The following is a 22890-nucleotide window of genomic DNA, read 5'->3' as shown; positions in this document are numbered from 1 at the left end:
TTGTAAAAGTAAGGAAGGATAGCTATTAACACCAAGCTGTCGAACTTTATTGAAATCATTTTGGACATCTATTATTGTTTCTTGAGCGTTTAAACGTTCTAATACTTGTTCAGGGTCCAAACCATGCTCGATTGCAATTTTGCGATATGTTTCAGGATCACTCAGACTTTGGCCCTCATAATAAAACGCTTTTTGCATAGCCGAAGTGAATTCTAATAAACGGTCTGGCGCTAATGAGCGTAAAGCTGAAAAGCCAATTGCAGCATCTTTCGAATTCATTTTAAAAGTCCCTTCCTCCACCAATTTTTGATATGAAGGACCAAATTCAGCACCTGTAAGTTGATTAATTCTTTTATTTCCTTCTTCTATATATGAGAAGTTTTTCATTGGTAAATTATCTAAAAATAACCCTCCACATAAAACCGTTAATGGTACTTCAGTGTGGTTTTTGTAAAACCCTTTAATACTTTCTGAAAAACCATAGCACCATCCACAATAAGCGTCCCATACGTAAATAAGGTTATCTTGTTTCGTCTCCATGTAAATCTCCTACCTTTATTTTTATTTTCCAGCTCAGCTGCTGCTTAAAATTCTCAGCTAACTTTCTGGTTTATATAAGTACATCTTTTTTATATCTTGTTCTTTTTTGAGTTACCTTACTATATTTTTCAAAACTAACCCTTCCAAAAAATGGCTAAAATTTTCAACAAAAGGTAATATTGAACATTTTTTCTAAAAACAGATATAAATTGTAACCATAATGGTTGCAAGTGATTTAGAAGTCAATTCTTTTTTTCAAAAAACATTTAAATTCTACCCTAACGCTTGCAGAATTCTAGCATCCATTACTTTTCTTCTTGTTCTTAAATTCGTCATTGTCCTTAGTAAATTAATCCCAAAACTTATCATAAACTAACGCTCACTTTTCAATATAAGTAGACATGGGTATACTTATATTGAATTCCGAGGAATTCCTCGAAACTTAATAAGTCCAATATTTTCTCAAAAAAATAGCAATGTAAGCTACCTCCTTTTCTACCATAGTGCTAAGACACCTCTTATACGATATATCCAATAGCAAACATTTAAGCATCAAAAAATCACTTAGCGAAATTTGTACTATCTTAGCTATATTTTGTCGCATTACAAAGGGTGGGTATCCGTTATATTCTGAATATTATGTCTATTAATGAAAAAAACTCATTATTAAATTTAATGTATCTAATTCCTGTTATTATCAGAATAAGCCTTTACATAGAAAAGGGGGATATTATGACTGTTCAAGAGAAGAGTAATGAGCAATTGATGGGATTATTACACGAATGGTATGAAGAAATTCGTTTATATCATGTAAAAGAAGCAAAACAAACATACCTAAAAGTAAAAGAAAGTTTAAAAGGACTAGAAGCAGACCAATATGTATCATTCTATTATTCCCTACTGAATTTTAGATATATGGTCTTGGTAGATGGAATGAGTATTACAAAAGATTCTTTTAATCAAATAGAAAAACTCTCTACTATCAAAGATGATTTTTTATTTTTAGCTTACTATTATCATTTCTTTAAGGCAATTCATTCTACAATTTTAGCAAATTATACTGAAGCGAAAACACACTATGAAAAGGCGGAAGAACTTTTAATTGATATACCTGACGCAGTAGAAAAAGCCGAGTTTGAGTATAGATTTTCAACTTACTGTTATCAATCTTATCAACCATTTGAAGCAATTCAACATGTAGTAAAGGCAAAAAAAGTATACCAGAATCATGTAGGCTATGAAATTAATGTTGCCTTATGCGACAATGTATACGGTTTAGCTTGTATAGATCTAAGAGAGTTTGAAAGAGCTGAAGAATGTCTCAATACGGTTATTGATGTTTTTAAAAAGTATAATGAAGAACAATTATTATTAAGAGTACGTCATAATTTGGGCTGGTTATATAATATTCAAGATTTATTTCCATTGGCGATCAGACAGAGTTCTGAAATTATAAATACCCTACCGAATCATTTTAAAGCATTATTTGTCTTAGCAAGAGCATATTATAATTTAGAAGGCATTGAAACAGCAAAATCATATATCGAGCAAGGAATGAAGTATACAAATGAATCAGGAAATGAGGAATATAAGCATCGTTTCGCAGTTTTAAATGAACTAATCACAGAACTACCTAGAATTAAACTAGAAAAAGTAGTTACTGATGCTATTTCTTATTTTGAAAAAGAGGAAATGTGGGATTGTGTAAAAGAATATGCAGGGATTTTAGCAATCCAATTTTATGAGGCAGATAATCATGTTAAGGCAAGCAAATATTTCTATATTAGTAATAATGCTGATAAGAAACATTTGAGAAAAGGAGCGTTAAAATAATGAAAAAGATTAAGAAAATTGTATTAAGTATGGTAGTAGTAAGTGCATTAGCATGTAGCATAATTAGTTTAAATGTATCACAACACTCTTCGTTTAATGGTGGAGATACGCCAGCACCAACAAAACTGATTGTCTCTGGTGGAGTATCTATTGATTAACCTAATACATTTCCCTTATTAAAAAACAGAAAATTCAACTTATTATCTTTTACAAACCGTTGAATGAAAATGGATAAAATCTCGAACCTCTAATCCGAAACATATTTGTTTCGGATTATTCACGTTATCTTTTTTATATCCTCTCCTTCAAGCCCAGGAACTCCGTATTTACTAGGTAATGAACTCTATTAAACAATTATTAAATCTCTTTTCATCCAAGTTAAAGTAACTGTAAAGTTCATTTCATTCCTGCCACATTCTTATAAATATATGCCTTTACAACAACTATTTATTATTTTTTATTTCATTAATTCTATAGTTTCTTTAATACACTTACCATTATCCATTGTTATATCTAATTTCTATTTAAAACTCTTCTTTGTAAGTTTACACCTATATATCGTGTTAAATTGTGTGTGGCAAGATAAAACAAGCTGTTAAATTTAATTATTGTTAGGTAGCTTCTACGGTATGATATTATCACACAATTAGTATACATATAAAAAAGGTTTCCTGCCTTGTAACAGGAAACCTTTTATGTATTATTAACCTATAAACCTAAAATTTCAACAATCTGACGTGCCTTAGCATTATCTATATAATAATGCATCTCTAACCCTCTTCTTTCTGAACGGAGTACGGTTCTCCTCAATTTTGATAAATGTTGTGAAACAGTGGATTGGGGGAGTCTTAATATTTCCGTTAACTGTGTAACATTACATACTTTATGGTGCATTAATTCATTTACAATTTGTAATCGGACAGGATGTGCCATTACTTTTAATACATCTACATCGTCTTCATGGATTTCAGCTAGATTTCTTTCAGATATTAATGTTATCATTTCACATTCTCCTTTATTATTAATTTCTCTTTTCCTTTTATCCTTATAATTAATACTTATAGCTGATTACCATTTGTCCTGTTGAGAAAATATATTCTCTTTTTAAAACAAAAAGGACACCAATTCATAAAAACGTTTTTTACTGCTTTAATGAATTGATGCCCTCTAATTTTTTGACCAGAATATATCTTATTTTAAAGGATATTTTCAGTTCCTTTTTTCTCACGTCTATTGAGATTTTGTATTTTCTTTAAAATTCATATTAAGAATATTCTTCAAATCCTGAAAGCATAAGTTTGCGGTAAACTTATGCTTTCTATCACATTCCACACCAATTAAGATAGTTAATACTATTAACATAGCGCTAACTATCTTAATTAAATATTAGTAATAGTGAATCTACATATTATCAATTCACTTTATAGTACATATATGTAAAAATAATAACATGATAAGCTTTTTCAAATTTTTCTCCTGATAAAGATTTGAAATTAGCATTTCAATACTCTCCTTACTGTTAATATGCCTAGAAAAAGGAGAGGGATATCTCCCCTCTTCACCAATAAAATCGAACATATTTACAATTAAGAAAGAGCATACATACATTCATCAAGAAATGAAACGAACAATAATAGTTCATTTAGTGAATTATAATACAAATCCAATTCCGTTAATGGATATTTTTTACATTTTCGGAATAGTAATCAATCAACTGTAATACCCCCTCCATACAAAAATAAACTCAACGAAATATTCACTATAAAACCAACGTATGTAAAAAAACAGCTACAAGTCCATTCATAGTTTTAAAAATTTGTCCTCCTCTTCTTCTAAGAATATTCAAAATCTCAAATAGATTATCTTATATCGCCACCTTATGTATGCAGAATTACATATCAAGCCATATCGAAAATCATTCTCATTGTAACTATAATAGTTTCAAGAAGTGGTATTTTTACTTCCTTTTCAAATCTCAAAATATATTAAAGGAGGCACTAACATTATGAAAAAAGCTATTTTAGCAGGGGCACTAGGAATTGTAGTACTATCAGGTATGAATTTACCAGGAGTAGAGGCATCAAAAGCAAGTGCAGCAACTACAAATTTAGAAATTCAAGAAGTTACAAAATACTACTCTATGAGTTCCTATGAAGTTTCCCAAAAAGAATCATTTAATCTTAATAAAGGGGAAGAACTTACTGTCTTTGTACAAAATTCCGGGTTTCCAATTTCTTATACAGTCTTTGATGCAGATAATCAAGTAATTGGCACATACAATGCTAATTCACAATATGGTCGCGTATTCAAAGCACAAAAAGACGGTAATATTTCTGTTCAATTTCAAACAGGAGTAAATTCTTCTTACATGAAGAAAATGAATTTCACAGCTCAATTCGCAGTTTCTAAACTTAACCAACAATAAAAAATTTAACGATCCTCTTTAAAAAAAAATTAAAAAGGTATATCCCTTCAATAGGATATACCTTTAACTTTAGTGAAGTTTATATTGACCAGATAACCGCTCTTGCGCCATACGAACTAAACGTTTCGTAATCTCTCCGCCTACTGAACCATTTGCTCGTGAAGTTGAATCTGGTCCAAGTGTAACGCCAAACTCCTGAGCAATTTCATACTTCATTTGCTCAATTGCACTTGCTGCCGCCGCTACCAAAATCTCGTTTGAATTATTATTTTCTCGAATTTGCATTTCTAACACACCTCCATTTAATTGGTAATATCATGCTCTATTTCCAATTAAATATGCAAAATTTATATTCATTTAAGTAAGCGTGTAATTTACATTAATACATTCCAATTAAAAAAGGTTTTTCAAATGAATCAATATAATCCTTATTGAATTTTAAACTCTCCAATTAATTCTTGTAACTCTTGTGATAGCCCACTTAATGATGTTGCTAGTTCTGCAATATCTTGTACATATACTTCTTGTTCTTTCATACTAGTCTCTACATTACTACTGCTATCCACATATGTATTAGCAATATGTGATAATTCATTTACAATCTGAATTATAGTTTGACTATTTTTAAAAATATCACTTGAATTACTCGAAGTCGCTTTAATTTGATTTGTAACAGCTTGTGCAGATTTTGAAATTTTTTCGAAGAAAGCACCACTACTTTGAACAGGAGTTATTCCTGATTCGACTTCTTTTGAGCTCTTTTGCATTGAAACTACAGCCTCTTCTGCTTCAGCTTGTGTTTCACTAATTAATTTAGCTATCCCCTTTGCAAATGCCTTCAAAAGTCGTGAGTTTAGTGTTTCACTTAACTCTTTGATGTTCGGATATTAACAATGTATTGTTAATAATCACCATTTTATAGGTACACCTACATATAGGCCAAGTATGCAATTACAGAACGTTTGTTATAAAAAAACGTAAACATGTCAAACAAAAAAGACTCAATTACTATATCTCATCCCTTCTTTTAAATATAAATCTACTACCTCGTTCTTAAATTCTACATTGTTAGTGACTCTAATTTTCCCCATAGAAAAATCCGCTCTTAACTCTCAATCAATTTCTTAAATTTCTTTTCTAATTGATCTGGTGGTAATACACCTCGTACATGAGCTACTATAATTCCATCTTTATTAACAAAAAATGTCGTCGGTAAAGAGAATACTTTATAATCTAGTCCAGCTACTCCGTCCATATCTAGTAGAACAGGAAACTCAAACCCATAGCGATTAGCAAATGCGCTTGCTTCTTGTACTGGGTCACTAACAGTAGCATTCACCGCAAAAATTTCAACATCCTTTTTATATTTATCATACATATGAACTAAGTCAGGTGCCTCCATTTCACACGGCCCACACCATGATGCCCAAAAATTAATAATATACGGTTTTCCCTTTGCATCATTTAACGACTGTAACTTTCCGTCTAATCCTTTTAATGTGATGCCAGGTGCTTTAAAACCGACTTGTGGTAATACTTCTTTCTCCTGTAACTCTGCTTGTTTCGCTTTTCTTTCCTTTTCTTCTTTCTTTGAATTATAAAAATTGACCCCCGCCCAAACGAGTGCCCCTACTAGTATAATAGCAATTAGTTTCTTCACTCTTTTTCCTCCTCATTTTAAAATCCTGTAACTCCACCAAATAGACGAATAATGAACGCTGTGATTTCCGTCATTTGATTTGTATACAATAAAAAACCTGTAATATATGATAAATAAGATGTATATAGCGTTAAAAAGCATGATGATATAAATGACAACACCTCTATTCACACTACATAGAGTAGTGTTTATCCTTAAAAAAAGAGGCTATATGCACTCTCCAATAATAAGTACAATCGACACACAGAATAAACCTATTGTTACATATACCGAATTCGGATGTAACGGGATATTAAGCTTCACAACTTTTTCATTTAACACTTGTTCGATTCTTAAATTTATTGCTGTTTTTGCAAATGAAGCTGTAACACATCGATTTTCCATTGTCTTTATTTTAATCAATTTTAATAACGCACTACCTAACTCAAATGAAGATTTCATTTTTTGCATCGCATATTTATCTGCTGCTAACTCTTGATACGTATGATATCGTTGTAACATTCCTTTTAATATCGGGATGTACATCATTCCTTCTGCTAATAACGTAAAACAAAATAATTTTAGCGGATCCCAATTATTTTGATGATATTCTTCATGGAAAATAATTGCATCAATCTCTTCATCTGAAAACGTCTGAAGCAAACCTTCCGATACGACAACTTTCGGACGGAATAATCCAATTGTAAACGCTGCAACCTCCACAGTCGGTAGTATATGTATTTGTTTCCCTTTTCTAATGAATGGGATAAGTACTTTTTGTAATTTTTTACTATAAAAAAATTGCCGCCAAATTCTTTTACACATGGTCAATACAGTAATTAATAATAACCCAGCTATTATAATACGAACCATTGATAGTTCTTTCATATGTTTTTCTAACTGAAACAAGCAAAACTTTGAAAGGAAGAATGCCTTATTTTGAAAAAGAAATGGATATGTAACGTAATACAATAACAAGCTGAAAAAGAGGGTACTAACAATGAGCGCTAACAATACGATTTTACGCATTTGCCATTTCATTTCATCGATCCTCTTTTTTTAACTGATTCAATTTGTCTTCTAATTTTTTTATTAAATTCGGATCAGCCTGCTCTAACTCATCTATCATATGAGTTACAACTAAATCTCCAAATTCCCCCACTAATTCCTGTGTCATTTTCTTCGTTTGATTGGATAAGAATTCTTCTTTCGTTTGTATAGCACGATATATGCCACTTCTTTTTACAGTCTGTTTTTCTAGGTGTAATTTCTCTACTAACCTGTTCATAACTGTCATAACAGTATTAAAATTCACAGGCGATTCTTCACTTAATTTCTGCTGGACTTCTTTAATAGTAATACCTTCAGTAGACCAAATAATCTCCATAATCTTCGCTTCAAGCGGTCCAAAGAAGTGATTTAATCCCTGCTCATTTAACCTATAGTTTTGCGTAAACATCGTATAACTCCTTTCACACTACGAATTGTAGTACAAATTAAATGAGAGGTCAAACGCAAGTAATATAAACTAAAATTAACTACCTATAAATACGTACCTCATTCCATTCATTATAAGCCTAACTTATCTCCAAATGTTTCAAAAAGATACTGCTCTAATATTTGTACACTAAACTTCTCATTACGCCCAAGTGCAAATAATTCCCGATCTTTCGCTACGATAGTATCTAACGGAATAGCTACATTATCCACTATTTTTGTAATTTCAATTATATTACTTTTTACATTTACTTCTGTTTTAAATTCAACGTTTTCTAACACTATATGTGAACGTCTTCCTGATGCAAAAAAAGTAAAATTAGGATTTTTAACAACGCCAATTTCAGTCTCTAACGCATATAAATAGTGAAAAATTACATCTCTGTGTCCATCTTTTATTATTTTTTCATCCTTCTCATCGTCTAAGTATTCTTTCAGCTTCGTTGTAAATTCAAATCGAAAATCCACTTTTTTCACGCTCCCTCTTTGTATTTCATATTAAATAAATATATTGAAATAATTTTACCATATTGTAATACAAGTTCCTATTAAAAGTAAAAACTGTTTCGGAAAATCGCTATTATTTCCGATGCTCTTTTAAAATATAACCATAAATTCAATATGGATAAATGCGTCATTATATCTATTTAAACATATTTTTTCCATATTTTGAAACATTAGTATGAAATATTATATATCAATGAATTGTTTCTAATTCACTGATATATATATTCAGTGTTTTCTTTACTATCCCGATATACTTAAGCTACATTTTCTAATTATTGATTACATTACGGAAGGAATGTAACTCTCTTCTATCGAATTTTTATATAACAAAAATGATTAGGTGGTGCTTTACTATGAAATTAGCTGTCATTGGTGGCGGTGATTTACAAGATTCAAATCACTTGCCTATTAATGAACGCCTTATAGAATTAACAAATAAACAGTATCCAAAAGTATTGTTTATTCCAACGGCAAGTCATGATGATGAAAGCTATATAAAATTATTTTTAGACACGTTTGAAAAACAATTACATTGTGAAGTACAAATTTTACGTACTACAACAGATTCACCTTCTAAGTATGAAATAGACGAGATGATTCATTCAGCCGATTTAATTTATCTAGGTGGCGGGAATTATATTCACATGCTTACGCAATGGAAAGAACATAGACTCGATGAAAAATTATTATTGGCTCTGCAACAAGGAACACTTATTGCTGGTTATAGCGCTGGTGCTATGTGTTGGTTCACGTCTAGTATCCGATCAGATTATGAAGGTTCTGGTTATATAGAGAGTAACGGATGGGGGATTGTTAATAAAAGATTTTGTCCACATTATAATCAATTAAATAGAATGAACGCCTTCCATTCCTTTTTACAAAATCATCAAGGGAATATAGAAGGAATTGCACTGGAGGATAATTGCGCTTTATATATTACAGAGGAATCCTTTGAGATTATCGGTGAACCGGAAAAAGCGTGGGAGTTTTATATGAGTGATAAAACACTCATTAGACAACATTTTGATATAACTTTAAAAAGCTATTTGTAAACCTGCACTTACAAAAAAATGTCCCTAAGTCAAATAACTTAGAGACATTTTTTCTATTTAACTAACTAATCGTGTAATTCGTTTCTTTTGCCATGAAAGCTTATAATATGCATACTGTAATATTAAGCTGATAATAAATGCTGCTGGATACCCGATCCAGATCCCTTCTATTCCAAGACTTGTATGGTAAGAAAGATAATATGCTACGGGTACTTCTACAAGCCAAATTGAAACAACTCCAATAACAGTTGGCCAAAGTACTGTACCACTCGCTCGCATTGTCGCACTAATAATTTGTGCATGACCGAAAATTAAATAACTCCATAACGTAATCATAACTAAGCTATGAGCAATTTCAATTGTAGTTTGACTCGTTAAAAATAGTGATAAAATGTCTCTTGAGAATAAGTAAATAAGAGATATTAACACACCACCGATGACGTAGTTCATAATAATTCCGGCCTTCACAACTTTCTGCAATCGATCAAATTGATTCGCCCCAATTGATTGTGCTGCAAAAATAGAAACTGTAATACCAAGGCTAACTGCTGGCATTTGTACATAACTTGCAACTTGATTCACAACGCCGTAAGCAGCTGTTGCATCCGAACCGTAACGATTTACAAACGCGATTACAGCAATTTCAGATAATGAAACTAATATCATATTAATACTCGCTGGAATACCGAGCCTTAGCAATAGCTTTAATAACTCCCCATCCATTCGAAGGTATTTTCTAACCGTGCCATCTAGTTGTAATGGGTGATTTTTCTTCTTTAAATACAAAAGCATGACAATAAACGTAATAACTGTAGATATAACAGAGGCATAGGCTGCTCCATACACATCTAATTTCGGAGCTCCTAACCATCCAAAAATAAGAATCGGTAATAAGATCATATTTAGCGCTGTACTTACAATTAAAAAGTAAAATGGCGTTTTAGAATCTCCTGTACCTCTCATAAATGTTGTGTATGCGAAATATAAAAATAATACTGGCATCGATATAAATAAAATTCGTGCATAATGTACACTTATTTCAATAATATTTTCTGGCGTTCCCATTAGACGCATAATATCCATCGCAAAAATACTGCCTATTATCGCCAACACAACTCCAATAATAAAGGTAAATGTCAGCGTCGTACCAACGATAGCTTTTAAACGATCTTCGTTTTTAGCACCAAACGCCTGACCAATTAAAATAGAGCTTCCTGAACCGATACCAATTACAAATGAAACGAGCAAGAAAAATAATGGGAAGAATGCTGATATAGCCGCTAAATCATTAACTCCAAGCCATCTTCCTACTACTACCATACCAAATAATTGTCCAACTGATTGTAGTACATTACTTAATAATAATGGTACTAAAAACATCGACATCGATTTCCAAATCGGTTTACTCTCACTTTCCAACTTATGTGACTCCGCACCTTCTTTATTGTTATCTGCAGGTGGTTTCAAGTTTCATTTCTCCTTTTATTAAAAATCAATTTTCAATATCTATCTCTTTGTATAGTTGTTATAATACTGTGCTTCTATTCATTTTCTTTTCGTATGATTATAACTTCACCCAATATTGACTTCCATCGGCTGTTCGATCTAAAAATCCATACTCGATTAAATATCTTCTTAAAGTTACGAAATCAGGGTATACATTTTCTATCACTGTATTTACTTCTTTTTCAGTATACTTTTTATTACTATCAAACTTCTTTACTAAATGACGTAATATAATTAATTTACGCTTTTGTTTTTTCGGAAATTTAGAAAGAGGTCCATCTAATCCTTCTGTAAAATGAGCTTTTAATACTTCATCATTTTCTTCTTCCGTAATATTGTATCGATCATCCACCATCGTTGCTGTTCTATGAATTGGTACAAATTTCGTTTGTACTTTTGATTTTTCTTCGGATAATTCCATTAGAGCTAAAAATACTTTTGCTTGCTTCATTTTCTCTCGCAATGTAAATCGATGATTACGAATTGTTGATGTACTTCCGCCATCCAACTCTTTTACAATTTCTTTATCATTCAGTCCCATATGGAAAAACTGAACCATTTTCTTTTGTAAATCCGTTAAACCAGTAAATTTCTTATCCATATTTAACAAATAATCAAACATAGACGTATGCTCATTTTGAATATGCAATCGGACGAACTTCTCTGCTTCATACAAAACTTGATTATCTTGATAAATAACACCTTTAATAAATGTTTCACCACAAGCTAAGCAAATGTACTCCTCTTTTTCTCCATCAAACACATACCCTTTCTTTAATTCCTCTATTGACGCATCCCAAAACTTCTCTGAAATATCACTCACACTAAACACTCCTTCAAAATGTTTATTCAAAAACCAAACAAATCACTATAACGTTTATTATCACTTCACCATCTTATCATAACACAAACAAACATTTCAACATTTCGTTTACCCATTTTATAAACTTTTATAAAAACATCTACCGAAAGGGTTTAATACAACGAAAAGCGAATATGTTTATACAAATTCATTTTATAGGATGTAAAATAGAACATGGATATTCTTCAAGACTCTTGGTTTACCGTTAAGCAAATTGCACAGAATACATATGCGATTAGTGAATATGGAACCGGTATTCATCCATTCCAAAACTTCAGTATTCAATTTCAACTACAAAAAAGATGTTTCCGTATAAGAAAACACCTTTTACTTTTTATCCCGCATTTAAGGGCAGTAAGACTCCCACATCAAAATTCAGCGGAAGCAAAGAAGTTAAGTGAGGCCGGGCTGCCAGTAAAAGCCCGATTGGTGAGGGCTAATAATCAGTTGATTAAAGTTTCAATTTATATATTCTATTTACAGTCTCTACTAAAACCTTACTTGCTTGTACAAATGTATGCTTTCGATTTCTATCTTCAACAAATTTATTAGCACAACTACTCATAATCATCATACAACTAATTATGACTAACACTATCTTTCTATTCTTGTAAGTCACTTCATGTCACTCCACTATTACAAAACTTCTTTTGAATTTATCCTATCAAGAAATTTTACATGAATAATAAAACGTTATGATTTAATTTAGTTAAAGAACAAGTATACCGAGGTGACTAACTTGAAATTTAAAGCGAAAAAAAATCCATTCCACGTCATTTTCATTACATTATTTATAATTATTTTTTTCGTTTCGTTATTCTTCCAAAATGAAAATTCTATTTTTTTCACTCTCATGATGCTATTAAATATCGTGAATCTTTCTTCATTCTATTTCTCTCACTACAACGTAACGGAATCATCTCTTGTTGTAAAACACGGTTTCATACTTCGTACTGAAATCCCATTTAAAGACATTCGCCATATTAAGTACTCTGGCAAAAAACTTCGTTCAAAAAAATGGACTAGGCAACAATTAGAAATTAATTATAATTTATTTGACTCAGTGACCACTTTCGTACCACAAGAAGAAGAAAAATTCATTTCACTCTTAAAAGAGAACTGCCCACAGATGAAAGTAATGAATACGCCTGCTAACCAATAATATATTTTGAAGCTTGCAGTATTGCAAGTAGATGAAACATAAAAATGAACATCAAAAAAGCCAAGATTCTATACTAAGAACCTTGGCTTTTTCTATTACTCTTTTGGAGCAATCATTTTCTTTGGATCTACAATTTCATCAAATTGCCCTTCTGTTAGTAGCCCAGATTGCAATGCTGCTTCTTTTAAAGTTAACCCTTCTTTATGAGCATGCTTCGCAATTTTCGCTGCATTTTCATATCCGATATGTGGGTTTAGCGCTGTTACAAGCATTAGTGAACGATTCACATTTTCATTAATTACGTCTTCATCTGCTTCAATACCAACTGCACAATTGTCATTAAACGAAACAATTGCATCCGCTAATAAGTGAGCTGATTGTAAGAAGTTATAAGCAATAACAGGTTTAAATACGTTTAACTCAAAGTTACCTTGGCTCGCAGCAAATCCGATTGTTGCATCATTCCCCATCACTTGCGCTACAACCATCGTTAATGCTTCACTTTGCGTTGGATTTACTTTACCTGGCATAATAGAGCTTCCTGGTTCATTGGCTGGAATAATAATTTCTCCAAGACCACTACGTGGACCACTTGCAAGCCAACGTACATCGTTAGCGATCTTCATTAGATCTGCAGCTAATGCTTTTAATGCACCATGAGTATATACAACTTCATCATGGCTCGTTAATGCATGGAACTTATTTGGTGCAGAAACAAATTGTTTACCTGTAAATTGACTAATTTCCTCTGATACCATCTCACCAAATTTAGGATGAGCATTAATACCTGTTCCAACCGCAGTTCCACCAATTGCTAACTCTTTCATATATGTATTGCTCTCTGCAATCATACGCTCTGTTTTTTCAAGCATACGGTGCCATCCGCTAATTTCTTGCCCTAAAGTCAACGGTGTTGCATCTTGTAAATGTGTACGACCAATTTTTATTATATGTTCAAATGCAGTTACTTTTTCTGCTAAAGTTCCTTTTAATTTCCTGATTGCTGGTAATACGTGATTTTCTACTGCGATTACACAAGCTACATGGAGCGCCGTTGGAAATGTATCATTTGAACTTTGTGACATGTTCACATCATCATTCGGATGAATATGTAAGTCAGATCCCTTCTCTTTCAAAATTTGATTCCCACGATTTGCAATTACTTCATTCACATTCATGTTTGACTGTGTACCACTACCTGTTTGCCATACGACAAGCGGAAAATGTTCATTCCATTTCCCTGCAATCACTTCATCAGCAGCTTCTACAATTGCTTCTGCTTTTTCTTCTGATAGCTTTCCTAATTTTTGATTGCTAAGCGCTGCACTCTTCTTTAAAATTGCAAATGCTTTTACAATTTCAAGCGGCATTTGCTCTGTTCCAATTGGAAAGTTTTCTTTACTACGTTGTGTTTGTGCTGCCCATAATTTATCAGCTGGAACTTTTATTTCTCCTAATGTATCTCTTTCAATTCTGTACTCCATGTTTTCATCCCCTTGAAAATATAATACCTACATCTCTTATAATAACAGACTTTTTCTTAAATGATAAGAATTCTCACTCTTATATATAGATATTCTATATTTATTAAAAAAAATTCCTCTTGACCTAAACTTAAGTTTAGGCTGTATCCTTTCCATTGTAACCTACTATAACACTACTGGAGGAATTCAATATGAAAAAATATGCTTTTATAACAGGTGCGAATAAAGGAATTGGATATGAACTTGTTCGTCAATTAGCAGAAAAAGATTATCACGTATTTTTAGGTGCTCGTAATGAACAACTTGGACAACAAGCCGTAGAATCTTTAAATGTTTCAAACGTTTCCTATATTCAAGTAGATATTTCAAATTCACAATCCATTCAAGAAGCAACAAAGAAAATTTACGAAACGACTGACCATTTACATTTATTAATTAATAACGCAGGCATTGCATTAGACTTCAATACGCTACCTAGTGAATTAAATATTGAAACTTTACGCCAAGGATTTGAAGTTAACTTTTTTGGAACTTTCCAAATGATGCAAGCCTTTTTACCATTATTAAAGAATTCAAGCAACAGTAAAATAATAAATGTAACAACTGACATGGCCTCACTAACAATGTTTGCTAATGGTGAAACACATCCAATCAATACACTAGGATATAATTCTTCCAAAACTGCTATTAATGCTTTAACATTAGCTTTTAGTAAAGAATTTACTACTAACGGTCCAGAAGTATTTGGGATAACTCCTGGTTTTACAACTACTGATCTTAATGGAAATTCCCCTGGTGGCCATACAACTATTGAAAGTGCTAAAATTATTATTAAATATGCATTAAGTGAAACAAACTATAATGGTAAAATACTAAATAAAAATGGCATTATACCTTGGTAACAAAAGGATGAATGATATGTATTATACAATTGGGCAAGTCGCCAAAATGCAAGACTTAACTATTTCTCAAATACGTTATTACGATAAACAAGGACTGTTCCCTTTTCTGCAAAGAAATGAAAAAGGAGATCGAGTTTTTGATGAAGAAGCACTCAAATACTTAGAAATGATTTTGTGTTTAAAAAACACTGGTATGCCTATTCAAAAAATAAAACAATTTATCGACTGGTCTATGGAAGGAGAATCTACCATCTTTCAACGGTTGGAATTAATGAAACAACAAGAGACCAATGTCTTACAGCTCATCCAAGACACTGAAAAAAACTTAAAAAAGATACAACAAAAAATTGCTAAATATGAGAATGAAATAACTTCAGCAGATGCTATTACAAAATAAAAAAATCACCTTCTACATATTGTAGAAGGTGATTTTTATTTTATGATGCTTGCTTTCCTTTATCTGCATCATCTACATACCAGATGAATTTGCCTGTATATCCGTAAATAACTGCTAAAATTAACGATACGAAGCTTAACCACATAAACGGAACGTATGAGAACGTTGCTACACCTAAAATACCCGCCATAAAAATACCATTATCAGACCATGGAACCATACCTGAAGTTAACGTTCCACCTACTTCTGAGTTACGCGCTAATACACGACGGTCTATTTTTAATTTATCATAGCTATCTTCCATAATTTTTGGTGTTAAAATTAGTGATACATACATCGCACAACCAAATATATTAGCTAAGAATGCCACGATTAATGTAGACAATGTTACATTACCTGCAGAATTTAATTTCTTCTCAAATTTTGATACGATTACTTTTAAAACACCTAGTTTTTCAAGTAATCCACCAAATCCTAAACCGAAAATAATAACAGCTACTGAGCCAAGCATGCCGTTAATTCCACCACGGTTTAATAACTTGTCAACAAACTCAACACCAGATTGAATTGAGAATCCGTTATAAGCTGTTCCAATCGCCTCTCCAAAGTTCATCCCTTGGAAAAGAGTTGCCCAAATTGCACCAATTAAAGCTCCCATTGCAATTGTTGGCATAGACGGTTTCTTCATCGCTAATAGAACGATAACAATGACCGCCGGAACAAGCATCCATATTTTAATATCAAATTGCTTTAATAAAGCTTCTTTTAAAAATTCTACTCGATTCAAATCTACATTATCGCCGCCATACATCCAACCAGCTACAGTAAACATAATACTAGTAATAATATAAGCCGGAACATCTAATACGAGCATAGCTCGAACGTGAGCAATAACATCTACTTTCGCCATAGAAGCTGCAAGAACTGTGCTATCAGAAAGTGGTGATAATTTGTCGCCGAAATAAGCTCCTGAAAGAACTGCACCAGCAACAAGCGGAAGTGGTAAACCAAGTCCTTCACCAATCGCCATCATAGCAATACCTGCTGTTCCCACTGTTCCCCAAGACGTTCCTGTTGCGATAGAAGTTATAGAACAAATAATTAATGTTGCTAATAGGAATATGCTAGGGTGAATAAATTCTAATCCATAATAGATTAATGTTGGTACTACCCCACCAGCAATCCACGTTCCAATTAAAGCACCTACTGCAACTAAAATCAGTATTGCTTCTAATCCGTTAGAAATCCCTTTCGTAATTGCATCTTGCAATTCTTGATAACGAAATCCTAATCTTAATCCAAGCGCAATTACTAAAAACCATGAAATAAATAGCGCTAATTGAATTGGGAGATCAAAAATCGTTTGGAAGGAAAAGACAACAGCAAGAAATAGTAATAAAAGAACTATGATTTCTAGCATCGATGGTAATCTTACACTTTTCATTTTTTCTCTCCTTACAAGTCGATAACATGACGTATGTCGTCTTACATGTATGTAATATACAATTAGCGAAGACAAAACAAAATTTTCATATTATTTCGATTTATTTTTCCAGTATAATATATTCACAACCCTTTCTATTGTAAAAGTAGATTACGTTTTTCGCAATGAAAAATATAAAAAATGTTGTATTTTTATTTATCCCGATATTTTCGGCCAATAAGACCCCCGCCTTAAAATTCAGTAAGTACAAAGCACTTAGGTAAGAAATTAACTACTGTAAAATTCCGAATTGATATGAACGTATTAAAGCTTCACTTTATTTACAAGGAACAATCCCATACTAACTTTTTTAATATTTGCTGCAACAAAACTTTTTACAACTATCTTCACTTTTTAATTCACACTATTATTTTCCACACAAAAATAGGACACACATCATTAAAATGATGCATGCCCTATCTTTATTTATACATATTTTGTATTTCTTCTTTATTTTTAAGTATTTCCTCAAACTTATCATTACAACCCTTCGGAAATAACACTCCCAGTCCATATGAATGCGCAAATTGAAAATGAGGGTAATTCACTTTTACCTCATCCCAAAACTTATACACGCCGAAATCACTACTTCTAACTTCAATATCATGAAATAATACAATACCGTTTTTCGCGACTTTCGGTAGCCATGTATTATAATCGTGAGAAACAGCTTCATACGTATGATAGCCATCAATATGCAAAAGATTTATCGTTTCATCTTGAAACCGATCTACAGCATCATCAAAAGTAGATCGAATTAAATTTCCTATATTAAGGTAGTTATCGCTCACTACTTTCTCTACTATTTGAAAAACCCCTTCTCCATATGGACCTGTATGCCCATCTCCAGCCCAAGTATCTACTGCAAAGCATTTAGTCGATAACCCTCCATCTTTTACTCCCTGGCAAAAACTAAAAAAGGAGGCTCCTAAATGTGTACCTAACTCAACTAAAGTTTCTGGTTTTTCAAATCGTACTAAGTCATATGCAAAATCTAAATGTCCACTCCAAGCAGATTGTGACCGAATAATAGGACTAAATGTTTCAAATTCAAATGATGGTTTATGAGTAACCCAGTTCATCGCATAACTCCTTCTGCACATATTTTTAACAAACCAAATTACTCTTATCTTTATTTTTTTATCGTCATGATTATGATTCTATTTCATGAAAATATGAAGAATTTATTCTTTTCTATTGAGGTAAAGCGTCATATACATATGGGTCAGTTGGCTTATCAATTTTCTCGATTTTGTTTACTTTTACAAGTGGAAAGACTGTTCCTTTATATGTCGTTTCATCTAATAATCCTGTTATTTTCACCCATGTTTCTTCTGGAATTTTTCAACATTTTGCCCGGTAACAATCATCCCCCAGACTGATGCATCCGCAATACAACAAGTTATACCGTATCGAGCCACTACTGCTTTATTACCCGTCACATCCTTTACATTCCGATCAAAAAACATTTGAAATACACTTGCTAAAAAAGCACCAATCAATAAATACTTACCAGTATCAAAAAACTCATCTACAGTGTGATTCATAACATCTTTCCAACTCTTTTTTTTCTTGTTTGAACTGAAACCTCTACATCTTTTAAAACATTTCTTTCGCGATAGCAATAATACACAATTAGACCTATGAATAGAGCAACTAAAATTGTTATCCCAAAGCGTGCATATACAACGTAATCATTTTTTGGAAACGCATATACAGTAGATAAAAGGACAACTGGATTCATAATGAGTGCACTCATTAAAATAACAATGCCTACATGAAGTGGTAACCCCTTTTGAATGAGCCTTCTTACAATTGGTATAATGACACATTCACACATTGGAAAAAGAACTCCCACAAATACTGCTGGAATCATTGCAACAATCGGAGATTTTGGCATTACTTTTTGAATCATATCTTCCGTCACAAACACTTGAATACATGAAGAAACAATTACCCCTAATAAAATAAAAGGTATTGCTTCAAAAATGATACTTAAAAATACCGTATTCACATTCAGCCATTCCTGCGGTATATTTTTGTGCAAATTTACTAGACTTGTAAAATCTACAAAAAACAACAAAAAGAGAAACATAGCGATAAGAGCTATGCCTACTAATTCTTTTGAAACTCTATTAAAAACCAAGCTTCTCGCCTCCATTTTATTTATATGTAAACATGTGCTTGTCCAAATGCTTCATACTACAGCACAAATTTTATAGTCTATTTCTATTCTTAAATCGTAATCATTATGATTTATTATTGATTTTTCTTTTCCCTTCGTTTAATATAAAACGTAATCATTACGATTTAAAGGAGAGATCATTTCATGAAAAAAGTACCTATCACTGTATTAAGTGGTTTTTTAGGATCTGGAAAAACTACCTTACTACATCACATTTTAACTAATAAGAATAACTTAAAAGTAGCTGTTATCGTTAATGATATGAGCGAAGTAAACATTGATGCATCTCTTATAAAAAAGGGTGGTTTTTCACGTACGGAGGAAAAACTAGTAGAAATTCAAAATGGCTGTATTTGTTGTACACTACGAGAAGATTTAATGATAGAAGTGAATCGTCTTGTTGAAAATGGTGATATTGACTATATTATTATTGAATCTTCTGGTATAAGTGAGCCTATTCCAGTTGCTCAAACGTTTACTTATACAGACGAAGTTCTTAACATTGATTTAACGAAAAATTGTCGCCTCGATACGATGGTTACAGTTGTAGATGCAAATAGATTTTGGGATGATTTTGCAGATGGAGAAAGTTTATTAGACCGAAAACAAGCAATCGATGAGAATGATACCCGGGAAGTTATTGATTTATTAATAGATCAAATTGAATTTGCAAACGTAATTATTCTTAATAAGATAGATTTGCTAGAAAAAGAAGATGTGATAGAGCTTCATCATTTACTAAAAAAATTAAATCCTAATGCAAAAGTTCTTGAATCTTCGTTTAGCAAAGTACCATTACAAGAAATTTTAAACACAAATCTATTTAATTATGAAGAAGCCAGTCAATCGGCCGGCTGGATACAAGAATTAAATAGTGACCATCATACACCGGAAACGGAAGAATACGGTATCAATTCCTTTGTTTACCGCCGCAAATATCCTTTCCATCCCGAGCGCCTTATGAATTGGCTAGAAAAATGGCCTTTAGATGTTGTAAGAGCGAAAGGATTCTTCTGGCTGGCATCTCGTAATAATATGATAGGGCTTCTATCTCAAGCAGGTTCCTCTATTACAATTCAAGGAGCCGGTGAGTGGATAGCGGCATTACCTGAAACTGAAAGAAATCAAATGATTACAGAAGAACCAGAAGTATTGAAAAACTGGGATAAACAATATGGAGATCGAATAACCGAACTCGTATTTATCGGAATTGATATGAACTGTTCTTTAATTGAACAATCATTAGATGATTGTCTATTAACAGAAAAAGAAATGAGACAAGATTGGAATACATTTATTGATCCTATACCGGCTTTTACTTATACTTCATAACAATTAATAAAAGGCTTCAGTAGAATGAAGCCTTTTTACTTTATAGCAATCTTATTTAATAGGTTTGCTTTAATTATAAATACAATTGTACCTAAAACAATTAATATAGCATATACGATACCAACTACATCCCCTATTTTTTCTAAGCCAAGCGGTAATATTATAGTAGCAACTCCAACTATATAAGAAAATGCTCCTGAAAGCTTCGCTAATTTATTTTTATCTCCAACAAATAAACAAACTAAAAATCCAGCTAACATATACTCCCCCTCCTCTACAATATTTTACTACACATAAAAAAACAAATTAGAAATTTCAGTTTATTAACGAGTCATTCTGTGATATATTGCATATTGTATTCAATTTGTATTTTTAGAAAGGAGAATTTTAGATCATATGGATTCAAATCGATTAAAAGGAATTATAATGGTCATAATCGGTGCTTGTTTATGGGGCTTGTCTGGTACAGCTGCACAACAACTTTTTCAATATGACAATGTTTCAACCGAATGGTTAGTTACGATCCGTTTACTTATATCTGGAATTATTTTGCTCATTATTTCCTCATTCGGAACGAGAAAAAAAGAGATATTTGGCATTTGGAAACAAAAATCTGATGCTATTAAAATGATTTTGTTTGGTCTATTCGGTATGCTTGCTGTACAGTATACGTATTTCGCTTCAATTAAAGAAGGAAATGCTGCCGTCGCAACATTATTGCAATATTTAGCTCCTATATTCATCACTGTATACTTACTTTTCAAATGGAACGTTCGTCCATCAAAAATTGATTTCATTTCAATTACCCTTTCATTAGTAGGCACTTTTCTCTTACTAACAAACGGGTCTGTTCATAACTTGGCTGTTTCTACACCAGCTATTATTTGGGGTATTTTATCTGGATTATCTCTCGCTTTTTATAGTTTATATTCAAAGGAATTGTTAGAAAAATGGTCTTCTTCCGTTATCGTTGGATGGGGCATGATTATTGGGGGTATTGGTGTAACGATTGTACACTTTATTTCTACAAACGAATTCATTTTATTATCAACTATGAAATATGTAAAACTAAGTACCCTACCGCTCATCACATTTGTCGTCATTTTCGGGACACTTATTGCCTTTTATTTATACTTAGACAGCATACGATACCTGACTCCGAAAGAAACAACATTATTTGGTTGCACAGAACCACTCGCAGCTATTATTTCTTCTGTACTTATATTGCACGTGCCATTTCAATCTTTTCAATTATTAGGCGCTTTTTGTGTCATTGTAATGGTGCTCATCTTAGGCCAAAAGCCAGATGAAGGGAAACAAAAATTAAAGCTTGTTTATACAAAAAAGGAAAATATACAATGAAAGGATTGAATTCACTATGCCTGTCCCTCAAAATTATAAAAAACCAGGAAGAATTTCAGCAAAATCACTCGTTTTAAATCAACTACAAAATTGGATTATTGAAGGTGTACTGAAGCCCAATGAAAAAATTAATGATGGGGAATTGGCTGAGGCACTAGGAGTAAGCAGAACACCTGTAAGAGAAGCACTTCAAATATTAGAGCTTTCTGGATTAGTGGAAATGGTACCAGGGCAAAAAACGAAAATTGCTTCTATTAAGTTAGACGACGTATCTATCATTTATGAAACGATGGCTGGTCTTCACTCTATTATAGGAAAGCAAGCTCTTCAAAACATTACAGACGCTGATATTCAACTACTTTCTGAAATAAATAATCATTTTCAGCACTCTATAGAGAAAAAAAACGCAAAACAAGCTTTAGAATTAGATATACAATTCCACAATACAATTTCTTCTATTGCTAAAAACCAATATATTGAACCCTTTCTAGAAAATATGCAACTTCACGTTTTACGTCTTGAATATTTGTTTTTCCAAAACTTTGTTCCAGCAAGTCAATCTATTGAAGAACATCACTCTATCATTCAAGCATTACAGAAGCAGGACGAAAAACAAATGGAACAAATAATGACCCAAAACTGGATCCGTCCCATGAAAGAAATACAAAAAATAATTTCTACGAAATAAAAAGAGAGCTGGTTACACAAAATCGTAACCAGCT

24 protein-coding genes and 3 pseudogenes are annotated in these 22890 nt (G+C 32.2%); 11 read left to right on the top strand and 16 right to left on the bottom strand.

From position 1 onward, the window contains the following. Positions 1 to 540, bottom strand: a 540-nt coding sequence (locus tag C4S65_RS19210; RefSeq protein WP_103945389.1) for a DsbA family protein, incomplete at its 3' end; no start/stop codon positions are given. 732 nt (positions 541 to 1272) lie between these two features. Between C4S65_RS19210 and C4S65_RS19205 the strand changes: the two genes are divergently transcribed. Together C4S65_RS19205 and C4S65_RS19200 are read left to right on the top strand one after the other, a co-directional pair. Then, positions 1273 to 2373, top strand: coding sequence for a RapH N-terminal domain-containing protein (locus tag C4S65_RS19205; protein ID WP_000217977.1), 1101 nt, complete (start codon positions 1273 to 1275; stop codon positions 2371 to 2373). Beyond that, positions 2373 to 2531 carry a Phr family secreted Rap phosphatase inhibitor gene (locus C4S65_RS19200; protein WP_000721353.1) on the top strand — a complete coding sequence of 53 codons (159 nt, stop codon included), beginning with the start codon at positions 2373 to 2375 and terminating at the stop codon, positions 2529 to 2531. The genes C4S65_RS19205 and C4S65_RS19200 overlap by 1 nt, the downstream gene beginning before the upstream one ends. A gap of 550 nt (positions 2532 to 3081) precedes the next feature. On the opposite strand, the gene C4S65_RS19195 is transcribed toward C4S65_RS19200, so the two are convergent. Continuing rightward, entirely contained in the window at positions 3082 to 3375 is a 294-nt protein-coding gene (locus C4S65_RS19195; RefSeq protein WP_086413784.1) for a metalloregulator ArsR/SmtB family transcription factor, read from the bottom strand. A gap of 1003 nt (positions 3376 to 4378) precedes the next feature. Between C4S65_RS19195 and C4S65_RS19190 the strand changes: the two genes are divergently transcribed. After that, positions 4379 to 4798 carry a hypothetical protein gene (locus tag C4S65_RS19190; RefSeq protein ID WP_098838422.1) on the top strand — a complete coding sequence of 140 codons (420 nt, stop codon included), beginning with the start codon at positions 4379 to 4381 and terminating at the stop codon, positions 4796 to 4798. Between the two features lie 69 nt (positions 4799 to 4867). On the opposite strand, the gene C4S65_RS19185 is transcribed toward C4S65_RS19190, so the two are convergent. The 6 genes and pseudogenes from C4S65_RS19185 to C4S65_RS19160 form a co-directional block, all read right to left on the bottom strand. Then, complete coding sequence (locus tag C4S65_RS19185; RefSeq protein ID WP_046945468.1) at positions 4868 to 5083, bottom strand: alpha/beta-type small acid-soluble spore protein; 216 nt, start codon at positions 5081 to 5083, stop codon at positions 4868 to 4870. Between the two features lie 143 nt (positions 5084 to 5226). Beyond that, positions 5227 to 5637: pseudogene (locus C4S65_RS19180) on the bottom strand (chemotaxis protein); the annotation flags it as partial. Positions 5638 to 5903: 266 nt separating this feature from the next. Beyond that, complete coding sequence (locus C4S65_RS19175) at positions 5904 to 6458, bottom strand: TlpA disulfide reductase family protein (RefSeq protein WP_098838420.1); 555 nt, start codon at positions 6456 to 6458, stop codon at positions 5904 to 5906. 207 nt (positions 6459 to 6665) lie between these two features. Then, entirely contained in the window at positions 6666 to 7478 is an 813-nt protein-coding gene (locus C4S65_RS19170; RefSeq protein ID WP_098838419.1) for a M56 family metallopeptidase, read from the bottom strand. A 1-nt stretch (position 7479) separates the two neighbouring features. Continuing rightward, positions 7480 to 7896, bottom strand: coding sequence for a BlaI/MecI/CopY family transcriptional regulator (locus C4S65_RS19165; RefSeq protein WP_000495076.1), 417 nt, complete (start codon positions 7894 to 7896; stop codon positions 7480 to 7482). A gap of 110 nt (positions 7897 to 8006) precedes the next feature. Next, positions 8007 to 8402, bottom strand: a complete 396-nt coding sequence (locus C4S65_RS19160; protein ID WP_042973240.1) for a DUF3942 family protein — start codon at positions 8400 to 8402, stop codon at positions 8007 to 8009. A gap of 392 nt (positions 8403 to 8794) precedes the next feature. Between C4S65_RS19160 and C4S65_RS19155 the strand changes: the two genes are divergently transcribed. Next, complete coding sequence (locus C4S65_RS19155; protein WP_000762126.1) at positions 8795 to 9493, top strand: peptidase E; 699 nt, start codon at positions 8795 to 8797, stop codon at positions 9491 to 9493. A 57-nt stretch (positions 9494 to 9550) separates the two neighbouring features. On the opposite strand, the gene C4S65_RS19150 is transcribed toward C4S65_RS19155, so the two are convergent. Beyond that, positions 9551 to 10960 carry an MATE family efflux transporter gene (locus C4S65_RS19150; RefSeq protein WP_086406577.1) on the bottom strand — a complete coding sequence of 470 codons (1410 nt, stop codon included), beginning with the start codon at positions 10958 to 10960 and terminating at the stop codon, positions 9551 to 9553. Between the two features lie 97 nt (positions 10961 to 11057). Then, a complete protein-coding gene (locus C4S65_RS19145) occupies positions 11058 to 11822 on the bottom strand; it encodes a DUF2087 domain-containing protein (protein ID WP_001280280.1) in 765 nt (254 codons plus the stop codon). Between the two features lie 213 nt (positions 11823 to 12035). Between C4S65_RS19145 and C4S65_RS34465 the strand changes: the two genes are divergently transcribed. Next, a complete protein-coding gene (locus tag C4S65_RS34465) occupies positions 12036 to 12413 on the top strand; it encodes a hypothetical protein (RefSeq protein WP_176281125.1) in 378 nt (125 codons plus the stop codon). 187 nt (positions 12414 to 12600) lie between these two features. Further along, positions 12601 to 13023 carry a PH domain-containing protein gene (locus tag C4S65_RS19135; RefSeq protein ID WP_000669073.1) on the top strand — a complete coding sequence of 141 codons (423 nt, stop codon included), beginning with the start codon at positions 12601 to 12603 and terminating at the stop codon, positions 13021 to 13023. Between the two features lie 95 nt (positions 13024 to 13118). Here the strand turns inward: C4S65_RS19135 and fumC are convergent, their stop codons facing one another. Further along, complete coding sequence (fumC, locus tag C4S65_RS19130; RefSeq protein ID WP_086406576.1) at positions 13119 to 14507, bottom strand: class II fumarate hydratase; 1389 nt, start codon at positions 14505 to 14507, stop codon at positions 13119 to 13121. Between the two features lie 191 nt (positions 14508 to 14698). On the opposite strand from fumC, the gene C4S65_RS19125 reads away from it, so the two are divergent. Beyond that, positions 14699 to 15409 carry an SDR family NAD(P)-dependent oxidoreductase gene (locus C4S65_RS19125; protein WP_097960357.1) on the top strand — a complete coding sequence of 237 codons (711 nt, stop codon included), beginning with the start codon at positions 14699 to 14701 and terminating at the stop codon, positions 15407 to 15409. Positions 15410 to 15425: 16 nt separating this feature from the next. Then, a complete protein-coding gene (locus C4S65_RS19120) occupies positions 15426 to 15806 on the top strand; it encodes a MerR family transcriptional regulator (RefSeq protein ID WP_097960356.1) in 381 nt (126 codons plus the stop codon). 40 nt (positions 15807 to 15846) lie between these two features. Here the strand turns inward: C4S65_RS19120 and nhaC are convergent, their stop codons facing one another. The 4 genes and pseudogenes from nhaC to C4S65_RS19100 form a co-directional block, all read right to left on the bottom strand. Continuing rightward, positions 15847 to 17250, bottom strand: a complete 1404-nt coding sequence (gene nhaC, locus C4S65_RS19115) for a Na+/H+ antiporter NhaC (protein ID WP_000843992.1) — start codon at positions 17248 to 17250, stop codon at positions 15847 to 15849. A gap of 461 nt (positions 17251 to 17711) precedes the next feature. After that, on the bottom strand, positions 17712 to 18371 hold the full coding sequence (locus C4S65_RS19110) for a class I SAM-dependent methyltransferase (protein WP_001104674.1): 660 nt from the start codon (positions 18369 to 18371) through the stop codon (positions 17712 to 17714). A gap of 112 nt (positions 18372 to 18483) precedes the next feature. Continuing rightward, a pseudogene (locus C4S65_RS35695) lies at positions 18484 to 18737 on the bottom strand (TIGR03943 family protein); the annotation flags it as partial. Further along, positions 18738 to 19435, bottom strand: a pseudogene (locus tag C4S65_RS19100) (permease); the annotation flags it as partial. Positions 19436 to 19618: 183 nt separating this feature from the next. Between C4S65_RS19100 and C4S65_RS19090 the strand changes: the two are divergent. Beyond that, positions 19619 to 20806 carry a GTP-binding protein gene (locus C4S65_RS19090; RefSeq protein WP_086406575.1) on the top strand — a complete coding sequence of 396 codons (1188 nt, stop codon included), beginning with the start codon at positions 19619 to 19621 and terminating at the stop codon, positions 20804 to 20806. A gap of 35 nt (positions 20807 to 20841) precedes the next feature. On the opposite strand, the gene C4S65_RS19085 is transcribed toward C4S65_RS19090, so the two are convergent. After that, positions 20842 to 21087, bottom strand: a complete 246-nt coding sequence (locus C4S65_RS19085) for a hypothetical protein (protein ID WP_327957041.1) — start codon at positions 21085 to 21087, stop codon at positions 20842 to 20844. A gap of 115 nt (positions 21088 to 21202) precedes the next feature. Between C4S65_RS19085 and C4S65_RS19080 the strand changes: the two genes are divergently transcribed. Both C4S65_RS19080 and C4S65_RS19075 read left to right on the top strand, forming a co-directional pair. Beyond that, the gene (locus tag C4S65_RS19080; RefSeq protein WP_061666819.1) at positions 21203 to 22168 is read left to right on the top strand and encodes a DMT family transporter; all 966 of its coding nucleotides are present in this window, start codon (positions 21203 to 21205) and stop codon (positions 22166 to 22168) included. A gap of 16 nt (positions 22169 to 22184) precedes the next feature. Further along, positions 22185 to 22856, top strand: coding sequence for a GntR family transcriptional regulator (locus C4S65_RS19075; protein WP_061666820.1), 672 nt, complete (start codon positions 22185 to 22187; stop codon positions 22854 to 22856). The last annotated feature ends 34 nt before the right edge of the window (positions 22857 to 22890 follow it).

Source organism: Bacillus sp. ok061 (genome assembly GCF_900108285.1).
GTDB classification, from domain to species: Bacteria; Bacillota; Bacilli; order Bacillales; family Bacillaceae_G; genus Bacillus_A; species Bacillus_A thuringiensis_S.
This window is presented reverse-complemented; position numbering and strand designations above follow the sequence as displayed.

What these genes read in the sequence shown, in the direction of transcription:
- C4S65_RS19205 (WP_000217977.1), top strand. Translation starts at nt 1,273, where the DNA reads ATGACTGTTCAAGAGAAGAGTAATGAGCAATTGATGGGATTATTACAC.
- C4S65_RS19200 (WP_000721353.1), top strand. Translation starts at nt 2,373, where the DNA reads ATGAAAAAGATTAAGAAAATTGTATTAAGTATGGTAGTAGTAAGTGCA.
- C4S65_RS19195 (WP_086413784.1), bottom strand. Translation starts at nt 3,375, where the DNA reads ATGATAACATTAATATCTGAAAGAAATCTAGCTGAAATCCATGAAGAC.
- C4S65_RS19190 (WP_098838422.1), top strand. Translation starts at nt 4,379, where the DNA reads ATGAAAAAAGCTATTTTAGCAGGGGCACTAGGAATTGTAGTACTATCA.
- C4S65_RS19185 (WP_046945468.1), bottom strand. Translation starts at nt 5,083, where the DNA reads ATGCAAATTCGAGAAAATAATAATTCAAACGAGATTTTGGTAGCGGCG.
- C4S65_RS19170 (WP_098838419.1), bottom strand. Translation starts at nt 7,478, where the DNA reads ATGAAATGGCAAATGCGTAAAATCGTATTGTTAGCGCTCATTGTTAGT.
- C4S65_RS19165 (WP_000495076.1), bottom strand. Translation starts at nt 7,896, where the DNA reads ATGTTTACGCAAAACTATAGGTTAAATGAGCAGGGATTAAATCACTTC.
- C4S65_RS19155 (WP_000762126.1), top strand. Translation starts at nt 8,795, where the DNA reads ATGAAATTAGCTGTCATTGGTGGCGGTGATTTACAAGATTCAAATCAC.
- C4S65_RS34465 (WP_176281125.1), top strand. Translation starts at nt 12,036, where the DNA reads ATGGATATTCTTCAAGACTCTTGGTTTACCGTTAAGCAAATTGCACAG.
- fumC (WP_086406576.1), bottom strand. Translation starts at nt 14,507, where the DNA reads ATGGAGTACAGAATTGAAAGAGATACATTAGGAGAAATAAAAGTTCCA.
- C4S65_RS19125 (WP_097960357.1), top strand. Translation starts at nt 14,699, where the DNA reads ATGAAAAAATATGCTTTTATAACAGGTGCGAATAAAGGAATTGGATAT.
- C4S65_RS19120 (WP_097960356.1), top strand. Translation starts at nt 15,426, where the DNA reads ATGTATTATACAATTGGGCAAGTCGCCAAAATGCAAGACTTAACTATT.
- nhaC (WP_000843992.1), bottom strand. Translation starts at nt 17,250, where the DNA reads ATGAAAAGTGTAAGATTACCATCGATGCTAGAAATCATAGTTCTTTTA.
- C4S65_RS19110 (WP_001104674.1), bottom strand. Translation starts at nt 18,371, where the DNA reads ATGAACTGGGTTACTCATAAACCATCATTTGAATTTGAAACATTTAGT.
- C4S65_RS19090 (WP_086406575.1), top strand. Translation starts at nt 19,619, where the DNA reads ATGAAAAAAGTACCTATCACTGTATTAAGTGGTTTTTTAGGATCTGGA.
- C4S65_RS19080 (WP_061666819.1), top strand. Translation starts at nt 21,203, where the DNA reads ATGGATTCAAATCGATTAAAAGGAATTATAATGGTCATAATCGGTGCT.
- C4S65_RS19075 (WP_061666820.1), top strand. Translation starts at nt 22,185, where the DNA reads ATGCCTGTCCCTCAAAATTATAAAAAACCAGGAAGAATTTCAGCAAAA.